Here is a 15589-nt window from a genome sequence, read left to right as displayed (position 1 = left end):
AAATTAAACCAATGCTTAAAAAGGAACGCCATGATTTTGTGATGCGCCAGATCAATTTGCATAACCGCGTACTCACATCAGATCTTGTACAGTTATTAAACGTTTCAGAGGATACGATCCGACGGGACCTCCAGGAGTTGGCAGAATGGGGACAGCTTTCAAAAGTTCATGGCGGTGCACTGTCCAAGTCTTACCAATCTTCTTTTGACGACAGCGAAGTTTATGCGAAAGACGCTAAAATCATTATTGCTAAAAAGACGTTACAGCTCATCAAGGATGGGATGGTGATCCTGACCGGGGGCGGAACATCCATTATAGAGTTGGTAAAACGCTTACCAGAAAATTTAACTGCTACATTTTTTACCATTAGTCCTTTTGTAGCTATAGAGCTATCTAAGTATACCAGAGTTGAAGTTATTCTTATAGGAGGTTTATTTTCCAAAAATTCGCAGGTAACTTATGGGGGCCATGTCATCAACCAGCTCTCGGAGATCAATGCCGATCTTTGCCTGCTGGGAACCAGTGCCATACACCCGCAAGATGGATTAACTGATACAGACTGGGAAATCAATCAGCTTAAAAAAGCCATTTTCAGTTCCTCAAAAAGAGCAGCAATTCTGTGTATTTCAGAAAAACTGAACATCTCATTAAGATTAAAGGTCGCTTCATTAGAAAATATAGACTACCTGATCACAGAGCTTGAACCTGAAGCAATAGAACTTAATCCATATAGGGTGAAGACTTTACAGATACATTAAAATCGGCTATCTAACCAAATATTTTACTCAGAAATGACTATTCTGGCAAACAAACTTTTCCCATAAATACTGAAGGCACGCCTTCCCTATCCCCAAAATTGGTTTTACCGCCAACCATGGTTTCATTTGCCAGGACGGCAAAAAGTACGGCTTCCTTGGCATCGGGATTTATTTCCAGTTCATCTGTTGAAAAGAAACTGGCATTGTTAAGCGCTGTTTTAAGCTGTTTCAACAACAATGGGTTATGCATACCTCCGCCACTGATAAAGATTGAAGGTGTTTCTGCTTTTCCGAAACATTTTTCAATGGCATTGATGATCACATCAGCAGAAAACCTGCAGAGCGTAGCCATAATATCTTCTTTACTGATATGTTCTGTTTTAGACCTTGCCTGTGCCTGCGCCAGATATTCGAGGTTAAAAAGTTCCGGACCTGTTGTTTTAGGAAAGCCTGCGTGCAGAAATTCGGATTGCATCAGCTCTGCTAAAAGCTGTTCGTTTACCATTCCAGCACTCGCAATCCGGGCATCCCCATCATAATACAAGCCTTTATAATGTTGCTGTACAAACTGGTCCATCAATGTATTTCCGGGCCCTACGTCAGTCGAAAAAACCTTAGCCGCATCATTGTCGCCCGGCAAATAGGTAAAATTGGCAATGCCACCTATATTAAGCATAATGCGGTCTTCTCCTTTTTTAGAAAAAAGCAGGTAATCCCCATAAACAGCCAAAGGTGCCCCCTCTCCGCCAGCGGCGATATGTTTTTGCCTGAAATCGGCAATGGTAATGATACCTGTTTTAACCGCAATATGATCGCCGTCCCCTATTTGCAAAGTTGCATTCGGATAATCATCCAGTCTATGCAAAGATTTCGGCGCATGAAAAATCGTCTGCCCATGGCTCGCTATTACATCAATATCTGATGGCTTTAAACCCCAGGAAGCAATGGCCTCAAGAATCATTTCAGCATGCAGCAAACCTACCTTCTCGTTCATCAGGCATACCATTTGCAGATCAGCATCCCTTTTTGAAAAAATAGATTTTACCTCCGCCTTAAATTCATTACTATAGGAAACTGTTTTAAATTCTACCAGTCTTACCTGGGTTGCCGTTCCGCTACCTCTCACTGCACATAAAGCAATATCTAAGCCGTCCATTGAAGTACCCGACATGAGGCCTATGATTAACCGTTCCGGCTGCTGAATAATTTGAAAAAACTTTTCCCAGGTTGCGTTCATTTTGTAAACATTTTTCTACCGCAAGGTAACAAACGAAAATGGTTTTCTATTTCTTTTCAACCGTTTGCGCAGCAAAACCTCCGATAAATAAGTGGGATATACTTCTTAAAAAATTTGATAAAGTCAGCAGAGTACCTATATTTACTGCTCCGTACAAAATTTAAGAACAAAAAATGGCTAGATTAAATCTTCTGGAAGAAACTCGCTTTGAAAAACTGCCTGTTTCTGTCTTTGAAAACCCCAAAGAAGCATCTTTAAGTGTTGCCCACCGGATCGGGAACCTCATTAAAGAAAAACAAAAAAACAATGCCCAGGCAGTTTTGGGTTTGGCTACAGGCGCAACCCCTATTGCTGTGTATGCTGAGCTGGTTAGAATGCACCGGGAGGAGGGTTTAAGTTTTAAAAACGTAGTAACGTTTAACCTTGATGAGTACTACCCTATGCAACCGAACGCTGCACAGAGCTATGTTACTTTCATGAATGAAAATCTGTTTGATCATATCGATATCGATAAGAAAAACGTAAACATTCCTGATGGTACATTGAGCTTAGAGGAGATCCCTGCATTTTGCCTGAATTATGAGAAAAAGATTGGAGACCTTGGAGGACTGGACATACAGATCCTCGGTATCGGACGTACAGGTCACATCGGATTCAACGAACCTGGCTCTGCACCTAACTCAGGAACACGCCTGGTTACACTGGACGACCTGACCAGACGTGATGCGGCCAGAGATTTTGGCGGTAAATCTTTTGTTCCCACAAAAGCTATTACCATGGGGGTAGGTACCATTTTTAAAGCCAGGGAAATCATTCTGATGGCCTGGAACAAGAAAAAGGCACCCATTATTAAGAAGACCGTTGAAGGAGAAATCTCGAGTGAGGTACCAGCGACCTATTTACAGCTATCTGATAATGTTGAATTTATTTTAGATAAAGATGCCGCTTCCTTGCTGACACGTTTTGATACACCATGGTTGGTTAAGGATTGCATCTGGGATGAAAAGCTGACCAGGAAAGCGGTGATCTGGCTAGCCAATACGCTTAAAAAACCCGTGCTCAAACTTACCGAAGATGACTACAACAATAACGGTATGGCACAGCTTGCTGTTGAACAGGGCCCTGTTTACAACATCAATATTCATATATTTAATAAACTGCAACATACCATTACGGGCTGGCCGGGTGGTAAACCTAATGCAGATGACTCACAAAGACCGGAAAGAGCAGAGCCTGCTAAAAAACGCTCTATCATTTTCTCTCCACATCCTGATGATGATGTGATCTCTATGGGCGGGACATTTATACGCCTGGTAGATCAGCAACAAGATGTACATGTAGCGTACCAAACTTCGGGTAATACCGCAGTATGGGATGATGATGCCCTGCGTTTTGTAGAGTTTAACATCGATTTCTCAGAGAAAATGGGGCTTGAAACAGCTGAGTTAAAGAAACTGTATCAAAACATGCGTTCTTTTATTGAGCAAAAGAAACCCAACCAGATCGACACACCAGAAATACAAACGGTAAAAGGGCTGATCAGAAAAGGTGAAGCCATTGCCGGCGCACGTTATTGTGGTTTGGCAGACGACCACATTCATTTCATGGCATTGCCATTTTATGAAAGCGGCAAAAGCCAGAAGAACCCGGTTACCGATGCGGATGTGGTATTGACCATGGAGCTACTGCAAAAGGTAAAACCACACCAGGTATTTGCTGCTGGTGACTTTGAGGATCCGCATGGTACACACATTGTTTGTTTTAACATCATTCTGGAAGCCTTAAGACGCCTTTCGAAAACGGAGGCCTGGGTTAAAGATTGCTGGTTATGGATGTACCGCGGCGCGTGGCAGGAGTTTGAGACCTATGAAATTGAAATGGCCGTGCCGCTTAGTCCGCAGGAAGTTGAACGCAAGAAATTTGCTATTTTCAAACACCAGTCTCAAAAAGACAGGGCAGTATTCCCTGGTGATGATGCAAGGGAATTCTGGCAACGTGCCGAAGACAGGAACAGAGAAACCGCTCAGGCTTATGACAGTTTAGGTTTGGCAGAATATGAAGCGATGGAAGCTTTTGTCCGCTATAAGTTTTAGTTATATTTATTATATTTATATCCGCTATTGCTTAGGCGATAGCGGATTTTTTGTTTAAAATCATTTTTATGACAGCTCAAACAGCCCTGGATAAGCCAGTAAGATTATTATCCCTTGATTTTTTCAGGGGTGCTACCGTTGCCGCGATGATCCTGGTTAATAATCCCGGAGACTGGGGCCATATTTATGCCCCGCTTGAACATGCTGAATGGAATGGCTGTACGCCAACAGACCTGATTTTTCCATTTTTCCTGTTTATTGTGGGGGTGTCTATCGCCTATGCAATGGGCGGTAAAAAAGCCGATCCTTCATCTCATGGTAAAACTATTGTTAAGGCCTTAAAAAGGGCATCGATCCTATTCGGACTGGGTTTGTTTTTATCCCTTTTCCCTAAAGTTTTTACAGCACCTCTTGAAGCGTTTCAACAGGTACGCATTCCGGGTGTATTGCAACGTATTGCGGTAGTGTTCTTGATTTCAGCCATTATCTTCCTTAAAAACACAGAGAAAAATATCTTTAAAATTTTATTAGCTATACTGGCCGTTTACTGGGCTTTAATGACCTTTATTCCGGTACCCGGGGTCGGCTATGCCAACCTGGAGAAAGAAACCAATCTAGGGGCCTGGCTGGACAGGAGCATCCTTACAGAAGCCCATTTATGGAAATCGGCCAAAACATGGGATCCGGAAGGTATACTGAGTACCCTGCCCGCTATTGCAACCGGACTGTTTGGAATCTTGGTTGGCGTGTATTTAAAGCGCAAAGATGTGGATGCCGCAACAAAAATTTCCTGGTTGTTTTGTACAGGATGTGCCGCTGTAGCTTTAGGCCTGCTTTGGGACCTTCAGTTCCCGATCAATAAATCTTTATGGACCAGTTCATTTGTACTTTATACAGGTGGCCTGGCCACGATGATCCTCTCTTTATGTTATTGGATCATCGACGTTCAGCAATACAACCGTTTTACCAAGCCATTTGTGGTATATGGAGTAAATGCAATTACGGTTTTCTTTTTATCCGGTCTGATCCCCAGAATATTCCGCATGATTACAGTTAAGGGGTCCAACGGATCGGATATGAACCTTCAGTCCTGGTTGTATTCAGGCTTTGCGGCATCTTTTTCGCCCATCAATGCCTCGCTGGCCTGGGCCATTAGTTTTATTTTGTTCTGGCTTGTGATTCTATGGGTGATGTACAACAAAAAAATCATTATAAAAGTTTAAATTAGCCGCAACTAATTGAACCTTTTTTCATGAAAAAACCTTTTAATATCCTTGCGATATGCCTGGTGCTGAATTTATCATTTTATGCACCAGCGTATCCACAAAAGAAAACTGTAACCGCTAAAAAAACAATAGCTGTTGCTACGCAAAAAAATGAGGGAACACCAATTCCCAATGACCCTGATGTAAAAATTGGTAAACTGGCAAACGGTCTTACCTACTACATCAGGAAAAATACAGAACCTAAGAACAGGGCAGAATTATATCTGGCTACCCGGATTGGTTCGCTGATGGAAAATGACGACCAGCAAGGACTTGCCCACTTTACGGAACACATGGCCTTTAACGGCACAAAAGATTTCCCTAAAAACGAAATGATCAATTATCTGCAAAAGGCAGGTGTACGTTTTGGGGCCGATCTGAACGCCTACACAAGTTTTGATCAGACCGTTTACCAACTGCCTATTCCTACAGATAGTGTAGCTGTATTTAAGAATGGTTTCAAAATTTTGGCCAACTGGGCGGGTAAAATTGTAATGGAAGGAGATGAAATTGATAAAGAACGTGGTGTGATTGTAGAAGAAGACCGTCAGCGTGGTAAAAATGCCAAAGAGCGCATGAGTAAGCAATTGCTTCCCCTGCTCTTAAAAGACTCCCGCTATGCCAACCGTTTACCTATTGGTAAATTAGACATCTTGCATTCTTTTACACATGATAAGATCAGAAATTTTTATAAGGATTGGTACCGGCCAAATCTGCAGGCTGTAATTGCAGTAGGCGATTTCGACGTAAACGAAGTAGAACGGCTGATCAAAGCAAATTTTTCTGAACTGACCAATCCTCTAAACCCAAGACCTCGTGTGGCTTATGATCTTCCTGACAATATAGCTCCGCTGGTAAAAATAATCACCGATCCGGAGCAGCAATATAATGTTGCACAAGTAATGTACAAACAACGGGGCAGGATTATGAAAACCTCTGCCGATTACAAAAAAAGTCTGATGTACAATATGATCAACAGCATGTTGGGGGCAAGGCTGCAGGAGATCATGCAAAAAGGCAATGCACCTTTTATCCAGGCACAAAGCGGATACGGTCCATACCAGGGCGGCCTGGTCCCAGGTATCAATGCTTTTCAATCATTTGCCGTTTCAAGTTCGGGAGCTACACTAGAAAAAGCACTGACTGCTGTACTTGCCGAGAATGAAAGGATGAGCAAATACGGCTTTTTGCAGTCTGAACTGGATGTAGCCAGAAAAAACATCCTTGCCGGAAACGAAAAAAGGTTAAAAGAAAAAGACAAAACAGCTTCCTCCTCATTTGTACAGAAATACCTTAACAATTTTCTGACAGGCACCAGCATCCCTTCTACTGAATTTGCTTATGAACTGACGAATAAGCTGGTTGGAGAAATTACACTGGAACAGGTAAATGCACTTGCAAAAACACTGATCACTACAGAAAACCTAATCATTATTGTACAGGCACCCGAAAAAGAAAAAGCAAGCCTGCCTACTGAGGTGCAATTGCTTGCTGCCTTAAAAAATGCTGGCAATGGCGTAACTGCTTATGTAGACAATTCCTTAAACAAACCTTTGCTGGAGCAAAAACCTGCTGCCGGAAAGATTGTTAATGAACAGAAAATAGATCAGATCGGCGTTACAGAACTGACCTTAAGCAATGGCATCAAAGTGTTACTGAAACCAACAGATTTCAAAAATGACCAGATCATTTTCAGTTCTTTTTCTAAAGGGGGCACCTCATTGGCTACAGACGCCAATTTCCAGTCAGCCGAAACAGTTGGCCTCATTCCGCAAAGTGGTGTGGGCGACTTTAACCCTTCGCAACTGAACAAGCTTCTTGCTGGGAATACAGGAAGGGGCGGTGCTTATATAGATGGTTTATACCAGGGCTATCGTGGCAGCGCATCGCCCAAAGATCTGGAAACAGCTTTTCAAATGGTATATGCCTATGCTACAAATCCACGTAAAGATGCGGAGCTCTTTAACAAGAGCATCAGCGATTATAAAGTAGTACTGGCCAATAAAAGCGCTGATCCCGGAAGCGTTTTTGCAGATACTGTGCAGGCAGTATTATCTTCTTATCACAAACGGGGCATGCCTACAAATTTGTCTGACCTAGACAAAATCTCGCTAGATGAAAGTTTTAATTTTTATAAGAACCTGTTTGCAGATAACAGCGGGCAAACTTTTGTAATTGTGGGCGCTTTTAATATGGAAACCATTAAGCCCCTGATTGAAACTTATATTGCCAGTTTACCAGCCTCAGGGCAGGCACATAACTTTGTCGACAACGGAATATACCCTCCCCTTGGAAAAGTAAGTAAAACTGTTTACAAAGGACTAGAAGATAAAGCTTCGGTTGAACTGTATCTGCATGGGGATTATGAGTTTAATGCCCAAAACAATGTACAGCTGGAGGCATTAAAAGCGGCACTTGAGATAAAAATACTCGAACGCCTGCGTGAAAAGGAAAGCGGCGTTTATAGTCCCAGGGTTGGGCTGAGCATCAAGAAATACCCAAAAGCCCATTATTATTTTACCATTTCTTTTAGCTGTGCCACAGCCAATGTTGAAAAACTGATTGGAGCCGCATTAGATGAGGTTAAACAGATTAAAGATAGTGGCGCAACTGCAGATGACATCAGCAAGTTTAAATCGGAAGAACAGCGCCAGATAGAGCTGAGCCTGCGTGACAATAGTTACTGGCTGAGCTACCTGACCAACCGTTTGAAGAACGGAGAAGCTCTTACACAATTACTGGACGCCCAGCAAAGAATAAACAATGTTACTGTAGAAACTACCAGGGCAACAGCGCAAAAGTATTTAAACGAAGACAACTATATTCGTTTGGTATTACTGCCACAGAAATAAAGAAAATACGATCATCATCTCGATAAGAGGAGAGGTCTCTCCTCTTATCGAGATGTATTTTTTATTCTACACTGGCCAGCTCTTTTGTCTGCACGCCAACAGGACCACTGGGTTCACTTTCATTTTTTAACCTGTCCAATGCAGTAACCATGTAATTGTACCTTTTCCCCCGTTCTACATTAGTATCTATAAAGCTGGGAAAATCTTCAAAGCTGATCCTCATTATATTCCTCGCATCCAGCACATCGATTTTCTCTCCCTCATTAAAACGATAAATAACATAGCCCGAAGCTGTTTCACCATCGCTTGCTTTTAACGGCCTTTCCCATTTCAGATGAACCCCATCGGCATGCGCTTCAGCGTTAAGGTTAAGCGGTTGATTCGGCACGACATCATCAAGCCAGGGCATTTGAGGGGGGAGTGCCGGATACTTGTAGTAATTGTTTCTCAATGAATCTCCAAGAGCCCGCGCAACCGTTGAGAATGACTTGGAACTAAAAAAGACACTACCCTGGATCAGATTGCTCCCACGTATATGCCTGATCTGGTTGGGGATCTGGTTAGGAAAAGCCCAGGCCGCTTCTTTTCTGGTACTGCCATTATGGATCAGGTAAGCACCATGACCAATATAAACGTGCCTTCCGAAAGCATTGTTTGTCCACCAATCTGCGATAGTGGCAAAGGGTGCAGCCCTTCTGGTAAAGCTAAAGTAAACCTGGGGGTTGATATAATCAACCCAGCCTTCTTTTACCCATTTCCGGGAATCTGCATATAATTCTGCGTAATTGGATAGTCCATTGGTAGCCGAGCCCAAACTGTCCTCAGAAAGGTTTTTCCAGATACCAAATGGGCTCACACCAAACTTCACATATTTTTTATAATGATGAATGCTATCGTCCAGCTGTTTGATCAGCAAATCCACATTGTTACGGCGCCAGTCGGCAATATTGCTAAAACCATTAGGGTATTTATTAAATGTTGCAGCATCATTAATGTTCTGTCCGGCAATCTTATAGGGATAAAAATAGTCGTCAAAATGAATTCCGTCTACATCATAGCCTTTTACTACATCAAGAATTACCTGAACAATGTACTCCCTAACCTCAGGGATTCCAGGGTCAAATTGTTTTTTCCCGCCATATACAAAAAACAGGTCCGGCCTTTTTCTGGTCATGTGGTCCGGGCTCACTACTGCACTTGCACTCATCGTTGCCCGGTAAGGATTAAACCAGGCATGGAGCTCCATACCCCGGGAATGCGCTTCTTTAATGGCAAAAGCAAGCGGGTCATAACCGGGGGCCGGTGCCATGCCCTGTTTACCCATCAACCATTGGCTCCAGGGCTCTCTTGATTTTAAATAAAATGCATCAGCAGCAGGTCTGACCTGTAAAATGATCGCATTCATCCCGTTTGCTTTATGTTGTTCAAGCAGACCTATGAGTTCCTGTTTTTGCTGATCAATGCTTAGACCTGGTTTAGACGGCCAGTCTATATTTGCAACAGTTGCAACCCAAACTCCTCTAAACTCTCTTTTTGGAGCAATTTTTGATGGGGATTGTGCTATTAGGGAAATAGGGGTTATTATTACTGTTAATAGCGCATAGATTATGAGTTTAAACATCTTTTACAATTAGAGATAAAAATTTTGGTTTCATTTTGTCGTTTTCAGTCTACAGTACAATAGCTGATCTGCCAATTAAACGATTTTTTTTAAAGTCTCATACAAATTGAGTGTTTTTTTACTTAACCGTGCAATTAATTCTACTCCTTTTTTAAATTGTTTTTAGATTAGACCAGAGAAATGTCGAACCAAAATGATATTGTAAATAAAGGTGACCGCAATAAAATCTATTTTCTTGTTGTGGTTATTGTTGCATTATTAGGTACCAATCTTTATTTATATGTTAATGACAGGCAGCAGAACCAGCGTTTTGTGACTGTAAGTACAGAGAAGGACCGTTTAAAGCTTGAGGTAGAAAAGATAGAAGTGGAGCTGGATAAAGCAAATGGCCTGAATTTGGTGTTGAGTGATAAATTGCAGGAAGAGCAAAAGTTAGCAAGGGAAAAGATCGCAGCGCTAAAAATAGCCTTACAAAAGAGCTCGCTAACAGAAGGTAAACTGGCAGCAGCACAAAGGGAAGTACAGGAACTGAGGGAATTTGTTAAAAATCATAACGATCAGATTTTCAGGCTGGAAAAAGAAAATGCAGACTTAAAGAACCAGCGTGACAGTTTAAAAGAATTTGCTTATGCCGAAAGCCGCAAAGCGCAAGACCTGGCCAGGAAGAATTCTGAACTGAATGCCAAAGTAAAAACCGGCGCGTCCCTAAAGGCTACAAATGTTCAGGTTGCTGCCTACAAAGTAAAAAGCAATGGAAAGAACATAGAGGTGACTCGTGCCAGCACAGCAAAAAAACTAAGTGTGCGGTTTAGTATTGTACCCAATCAACTGGCAGAAAAAAACTATCATAAGATCTATCTCCGAATTTTTGACCCGGCAGGAAACCTGATTGCCGATGAAAATAATATGTTTGAAGCAGACGGACAGGAAATGCAATATACTTCATCTACTTCTATATCCTATAATGACGACAATACGGCCTATAAGATGGACTGGATTAATCCAAATGAATTTATAAAAGGGAATTATTCCATTATTTTATACACTGACGGCTTTACAATGGGCAAAGCTTCAATCCTTTTAAGATAAGGGAAAACTAAGATAAAATGTAGTTCCTATGCCTGTTACAGATTTAAAATCTACCGTACCACCTGCATTTTCTACCGCCTGTTTTACAAATGCAAGGCCCAAGCCTGTACCAGATGATTTGGTAGTGAAATTGGGCACAAATATTTTATCCTGTAAGTAAGGATCTATTCCCTTGCCATTGTCTTCCACTTCAATGAATACATGCGTATCATTGTGGTTGATCCTTACCTTGATCACACATTTATCATTTGCATTGCCGGCCTCAATTCCATTTTTAAGCAGGTTATTGAATGTTCTCAGCAATTGGTCCTTATCGCCAAGCACCTCTATATCCATGCGTGTATGATTAAAAATATAGATTTCCGCATCTTCCGCATTGGTAAAAACATTCCTGGCTTGTTCAATGATTGGCAACAGTTGTAATTTTTCCAGCTTAGTGTCGGGCATTTTGGCAAAATTAGAAAACTCAGAGGCAATGGTAGACAGGCTGTCGATCTGTTCAATAAATGATTTGTTAAACCGCTCAAATTTCTTTTCAAAATTTGGGTCCTGTTCTTTCCAGGATTTCTCAAGCAATTGTACCCCTAGCTTTAATGGCGTCAGGGGGTTTTTAATTTCATGGGCTACCTGTTTGGCCATTTCTCTCCATGCACTTTCACGTTCGGACCGGGCAAGTTTAGCTGCACTTTCTTCCAGTGCAGCAATCATCTTATTGTACTCTTTTATCAGGGATCCGATCTCATCATGACGGGACCATTGAATGGGCTGGTTTTTTTGCCCAAGTTTGGTTTTACGGATGCTGTCCTGTATAAAAGTTAGCGGACTCGTAATCTGGTTGGCAAGAAAAACAGCAAGGATACCAATGGCTACAAACACCAATGCATAAATATTGATCAGCGTATTGATAAAAAGACCTATTTTACTCTGATAATCCGCTTCATTTGCATAATAAGGTAAACCGATATAGGCTATCGTTTTATTTTGGGCATTTCGGATCGGTGCATAAGCTGAGGCATATTTAAAGTCCTCGCCAATATGTTCTGTAGGGTTAATGTACTCAGATTTTTGCTGGGCTTTAAGGTAGATATAAGCCTCGGGCCCCATTTTTTTACCTATGATACCAAAATCGTAAATTTTGGGGATCGAGGTAAACCGCACATTCCCGGCCGTATCATAAAGGTTCAGGTATGTAGCATTGATATTGGCAAACTGATTAAAATCGGCATTGCTCTGGTCCGTAACCTCAGGAATAACTCCTATACTAAAAATTTGCTTTTCGTAAGAAAGTTGTACCTTTCTGATTTTCTCTTTGATAAAATTTTCCTGCTGTTTACGATATTCTTCCCTGATGTAAAAATAGGTTGTCCAGCCAACGATCACCAAGGTAGCCACAACCGAAAGTACGATAGAGAACTGTATCCTGGTTTTATAAAGAATCTTATTGGCATTGATCATGAGTGACCTGTTGATATTGAACCAGCTACCCCAGCTTTCGTCAATATTTTTCAGCAACCAGATCAGGGCGTAAAGTGTGATTGAAAAGATGATGAAAACAAGAAAGAAAAACGACAGCGTAGCCAGCCTGGCCACATAAGAAACTTTCTCTTTACTGATCACGATCATTTTTGAGCTGGCAGGCATATATACCAGATGTGTGTATCCCAGGGTATCGGTTACGATTTCGCCCTTTCCTACCTTACCTTTAAAATCAACACTCGAAAGTTTATAGGTGTATTTACCTGATTGATTTACCAGCTTACCAGAATTGTAGAAAGCAAAAGAATAACTGCTATAATCATCCTCACCTTTAATTCTGCCATCGGCCAGTATCTCCGGAAGCTGGCTATTGAAATTATATTGCGGAGATTTAAGGTCTATCACCAATGTACCCAATATCCTGTAGTCAACAAATATGGGGATGATACCAAAATAGTTCTGATAACCAAAGGTATAATTCATCCTGTAAAAGAAATCTGATTCAGGTACTTTAACAGAGCCGGATTGGACCAGGTTTTTATAATAGCTTAAAGCTACCGGATTTTCTTTGGAAATTGCAGAATCCTGGCCGTTAAACTCATATAAATTATATTCAAACTGGGTAAGGTAGCCACCCAGCAATATTTTGTTAACATGTTTTTGCAGATCAAAAGTCTCCTCCAGCTTAGGTTGTTTAAAATATTCTGCAATAAACACATCTGTAGAAACGGCTTTTTCCAGGCTTTCGATAGAACTGATCACTTTAGGATCATCTGTCGAGCCCAATTTTTGGGCAATAGTATATCTTTTATTTTTTTCTTTAACATCGGTAAACCTGAGATATTTGATAGAGGTTATAAATGCCAGGCAAAAGAAGAGTGCAGCAAATATGCCAATAGAAAATTTCTTTTTCCTGATATAGATATTCCATGCCATAATAAAGATGAGCAGGGCATAAGCGATGAAAAATATACTAAAACCTGTATCCATCCTATAAATCAGGTAGACAAAAAAGGCAGACAGAAAAAGGATAAGTCTTTCGCGGTTAGTTACATTAAGCTGCAGCGTTTGCTGCATAAATACATTGCCCAGCAGGTAAACATCAAACCATACCAGGCATAAAATGATGATACTAACCCAGCTGATCCAACCAAGATTGATAATATTGGTAATGTTAAAATTTATTTTTGAATTGATGATAAATCCGAAAAAAACCTGATCGAACAAGAATGCCAATGCTGCAAAAGCAATTAATAAAACCAGGTGAAAGATCAGGCCGGCTACTTTGCTGTCCAATAGCCATTGCGGCACCTTGAATTTATCACTATAGGTGTACATGAACATTACAACCCAGGTGAAGGCAATTACATTGAGCAGGAAATCGCCCAGGGAAGGCAGGAAAAAGCTTTCTCCAAATATAGTCGGGCTAAATATCTGCAAATTAAATTGATGGTTAAACCACCCATATTCCAGATCTGTTACCCTAATGGCGACAAAAAACAGGATCAGCAACAAGGTACCTGCAATTGGCCTCCCCGCTCTGACCAACCAGGCAGAAAGGGAATTGAAAAACAGACAAAAGCTGAAAATTCCTATTACCCAAAGCCATACTTCAATGGTTGCGTAGATACTTTTGGAATAGCCCTGTTTTAGTTTAACTTCGAACAAAGGTTCACCCTTGATGTTTCTTATACCATACACTTCCCGGTCTGCATAGGTTGCAAGGGTTAATGAGCTGGAAGGGCAAAGATGCCGGGAAATGATATTTTCCAGGTACTGGTTCTGGATATCAAACTGACTTTTGATATCTATCAAAAAAATAATGGAATAATTTTCTGAGGTCTTTTTTATAATTTCATAAACGCCATTGCGCAACGTCACCACGGAGGTTCCCTCTTTAATGCCCTGCAAATTTGAGGGAAAGGCCCGGAATGAGCTCCAGAATTTAAGGTTCCCCTCTTTATATACCAAAATGTTAATACCCTGGCTGCGGTAAGTTTTAATAAAGTTTAAACCATGGTTTTCATCCTGGTCATACCTTTTGGCATTTTCTACCTGTTTATCATCTGATAAAAAATCATAGACAATCCGCTCCTTAGCTTCTAGCTTTTCCTGAAGCTGACGGGCCTCATAAGCAAGCAGTTCTTTTTTAGTAATAGAATGCTTTAAAGATAAAGCAGTAACGATACAACAAGCGCCCAGTATCAATAAAAGAAATCTGATTTTACCTCTTATACTCACGCTTGTTATATTTTTAGGTGTTCATTATAAAAACATTATGAGCTAACTGCTGGCAGAACTTGTCTGCACTGCCCTGCTCACCTTTTTTACCAGGCCTTGTAATACATTTCCCGGGCCAACTTCAATAAACTCATCCGCTCCATCCGCAATCATCCGCTCAATGGTCTGCGTCCACTTCACCGCACCCGTCAACTGGGTAATCAGGTTGGCCTTTATTTTTTGAGGATCCGTATTTGGCACAGGGTCAACGTTCTGATAAATTGGACAAACAGGCACTTGAATGGTTACTTTTTCGATCGCTTCCTGAAGTTCTAATCTTGCAGGTTCCATTAAGGGAGAGTGAAAGGCACCTCCCACATTGAGCTTCAATGCGCGTTTTGCTCCCGCTTCAGTCAGTTTCTGGCAGGCCAGATCTACACCTTCAATACTACCTGAAATTACGATCTGTCCCGGACAATTGTAATTTGCAGCTACAACAACCGCATCAATTTCCTGACAAATATTTTCAACGACCTCATCAGCCAGACCAAGTATAGCGGCCATGGTTGAGGGTTCCAGTTCACATGCTTTCTGCATGGCATTGGCCCTTGTAATGACCAGTTTAAGGCCATCCTCAAAAGACAGGGCAGAAGCGGCTACAAGTGCCGAAAACTCTCCTAAAGAGTGGCCTGCTACCATGTCCGGATTAAATGCATCGCCCAGCGTTTTAGCCAGTATTACAGAATGCAGAAATATGGCCGGCTGTGTAACTTTTGTTTGTTTAAGCTCTTCTTCAGAACCGGAAAACATAATGTCGCTAATCCGGAAACCTATAATTTCATTTGCTTTCTCGAACAAGATCCTCGCTGCTTCATTCTCGTAAAGTTCCTTACCCATGCCCGAAAACTGAGCCCCTTGTCCTGGAAATATATATGCTTTCATCTGTTGGTTTATTTTAATGAAGGCTATTTGCCCTAT

The 15589-nt window shown here is 41.4% G+C and carries 9 protein-coding genes; 5 read left to right on the top strand and 4 right to left on the bottom strand.

Annotation, left to right across the window (positions count from 1 at the left end; genetic code table 11):
* The first annotated feature begins 11 nt into the window (after positions 1-11).
* Positions 12-758 (top strand): DeoR/GlpR family DNA-binding transcription regulator, encoded by a 747-nt coding sequence (locus tag HDC92_RS04875; RefSeq protein WP_015809939.1) that lies wholly within the window; start codon positions 12-14, stop codon positions 756-758.
* 37 nt (positions 759-795) lie between these two features.
* Here the strand turns inward: HDC92_RS04875 and HDC92_RS04870 are convergent, their stop codons facing one another.
* Positions 796-1995 carry an anhydro-N-acetylmuramic acid kinase gene (locus HDC92_RS04870; protein ID WP_183872681.1) on the bottom strand — a complete coding sequence of 400 codons (1200 nt, stop codon included), beginning with the start codon at positions 1993-1995 and terminating at the stop codon, positions 796-798.
* 173 nt (positions 1996-2168) lie between these two features.
* Between HDC92_RS04870 and nagB the strand changes: the two genes are divergently transcribed.
* From nagB to HDC92_RS04855, 3 genes are all read left to right on the top strand, one after another.
* Positions 2169-4088, top strand: a complete 1920-nt coding sequence (nagB, locus tag HDC92_RS04865) for a glucosamine-6-phosphate deaminase (RefSeq protein ID WP_015809941.1) — start codon at positions 2169-2171, stop codon at positions 4086-4088.
* A gap of 68 nt (positions 4089-4156) precedes the next feature.
* The gene (locus HDC92_RS04860) at positions 4157-5311 is read left to right on the top strand and encodes an acyltransferase family protein (RefSeq protein ID WP_015809942.1); all 1155 of its coding nucleotides are present in this window, start codon (positions 4157-4159) and stop codon (positions 5309-5311) included.
* A gap of 29 nt (positions 5312-5340) precedes the next feature.
* The gene (locus tag HDC92_RS04855) at positions 5341-8205 is read left to right on the top strand and encodes a M16 family metallopeptidase (protein WP_183872679.1); all 2865 of its coding nucleotides are present in this window, start codon (positions 5341-5343) and stop codon (positions 8203-8205) included.
* Between the two features lie 61 nt (positions 8206-8266).
* Here the strand turns inward: HDC92_RS04855 and HDC92_RS04850 are convergent, their stop codons facing one another.
* On the bottom strand, positions 8267-9826 hold the full coding sequence (locus HDC92_RS04850) for a glycoside hydrolase family 10 protein (RefSeq protein WP_183872676.1): 1560 nt from the start codon (positions 9824-9826) through the stop codon (positions 8267-8269).
* A 180-nt stretch (positions 9827-10006) separates the two neighbouring features.
* Here HDC92_RS04850 and HDC92_RS04845 point away from each other — a divergent pair, with 180 nt between their 5' ends.
* On the top strand, positions 10007-10915 hold the full coding sequence (locus tag HDC92_RS04845; RefSeq protein WP_015809945.1) for a hypothetical protein: 909 nt from the start codon (positions 10007-10009) through the stop codon (positions 10913-10915).
* Here HDC92_RS04845 and HDC92_RS04840 read toward each other — a convergent pair.
* A complete protein-coding gene (locus tag HDC92_RS04840; RefSeq protein ID WP_317618083.1) occupies positions 10907-14632 on the bottom strand; it encodes a HAMP domain-containing sensor histidine kinase in 3726 nt (1241 codons plus the stop codon). The genes HDC92_RS04845 and HDC92_RS04840 overlap by 9 nt on opposite strands.
* Before the next feature lie 42 nt (positions 14633-14674).
* Complete coding sequence (fabD, locus tag HDC92_RS04835) at positions 14675-15553, bottom strand: ACP S-malonyltransferase (protein WP_183872674.1); 879 nt, start codon at positions 15551-15553, stop codon at positions 14675-14677.
* Positions 15554-15589: the final 36 nt, after the last annotated feature.

This window comes from Pedobacter sp. AK017 (genome assembly GCF_014200825.1).
Taxonomy (GTDB): domain Bacteria; phylum Bacteroidota; class Bacteroidia; order Sphingobacteriales; family Sphingobacteriaceae; genus Pedobacter; species Pedobacter heparinus.
Note: the sequence above shows the minus strand (reverse complement) of the source record. Positions and strands in the feature narration are given on the sequence as shown.

What these genes read in the sequence shown, in the direction of transcription:
- HDC92_RS04855 (WP_183872679.1), top strand. Translation starts at nt 5,341, where the DNA reads ATGAAAAAACCTTTTAATATCCTTGCGATATGCCTGGTGCTGAATTTA.
- HDC92_RS04870 (WP_183872681.1), bottom strand. Translation starts at nt 1,995, where the DNA reads ATGAACGCAACCTGGGAAAAGTTTTTTCAAATTATTCAGCAGCCGGAA.
- fabD (WP_183872674.1), bottom strand. Translation starts at nt 15,553, where the DNA reads ATGAAAGCATATATATTTCCAGGACAAGGGGCTCAGTTTTCGGGCATG.
- HDC92_RS04860 (WP_015809942.1), top strand. Translation starts at nt 4,157, where the DNA reads ATGACAGCTCAAACAGCCCTGGATAAGCCAGTAAGATTATTATCCCTT.
- HDC92_RS04875 (WP_015809939.1), top strand. Translation starts at nt 12, where the DNA reads ATGCTTAAAAAGGAACGCCATGATTTTGTGATGCGCCAGATCAATTTG.
- HDC92_RS04845 (WP_015809945.1), top strand. Translation starts at nt 10,007, where the DNA reads ATGTCGAACCAAAATGATATTGTAAATAAAGGTGACCGCAATAAAATC.
- HDC92_RS04850 (WP_183872676.1), bottom strand. Translation starts at nt 9,826, where the DNA reads ATGTTTAAACTCATAATCTATGCGCTATTAACAGTAATAATAACCCCT.
- nagB (WP_015809941.1), top strand. Translation starts at nt 2,169, where the DNA reads ATGGCTAGATTAAATCTTCTGGAAGAAACTCGCTTTGAAAAACTGCCT.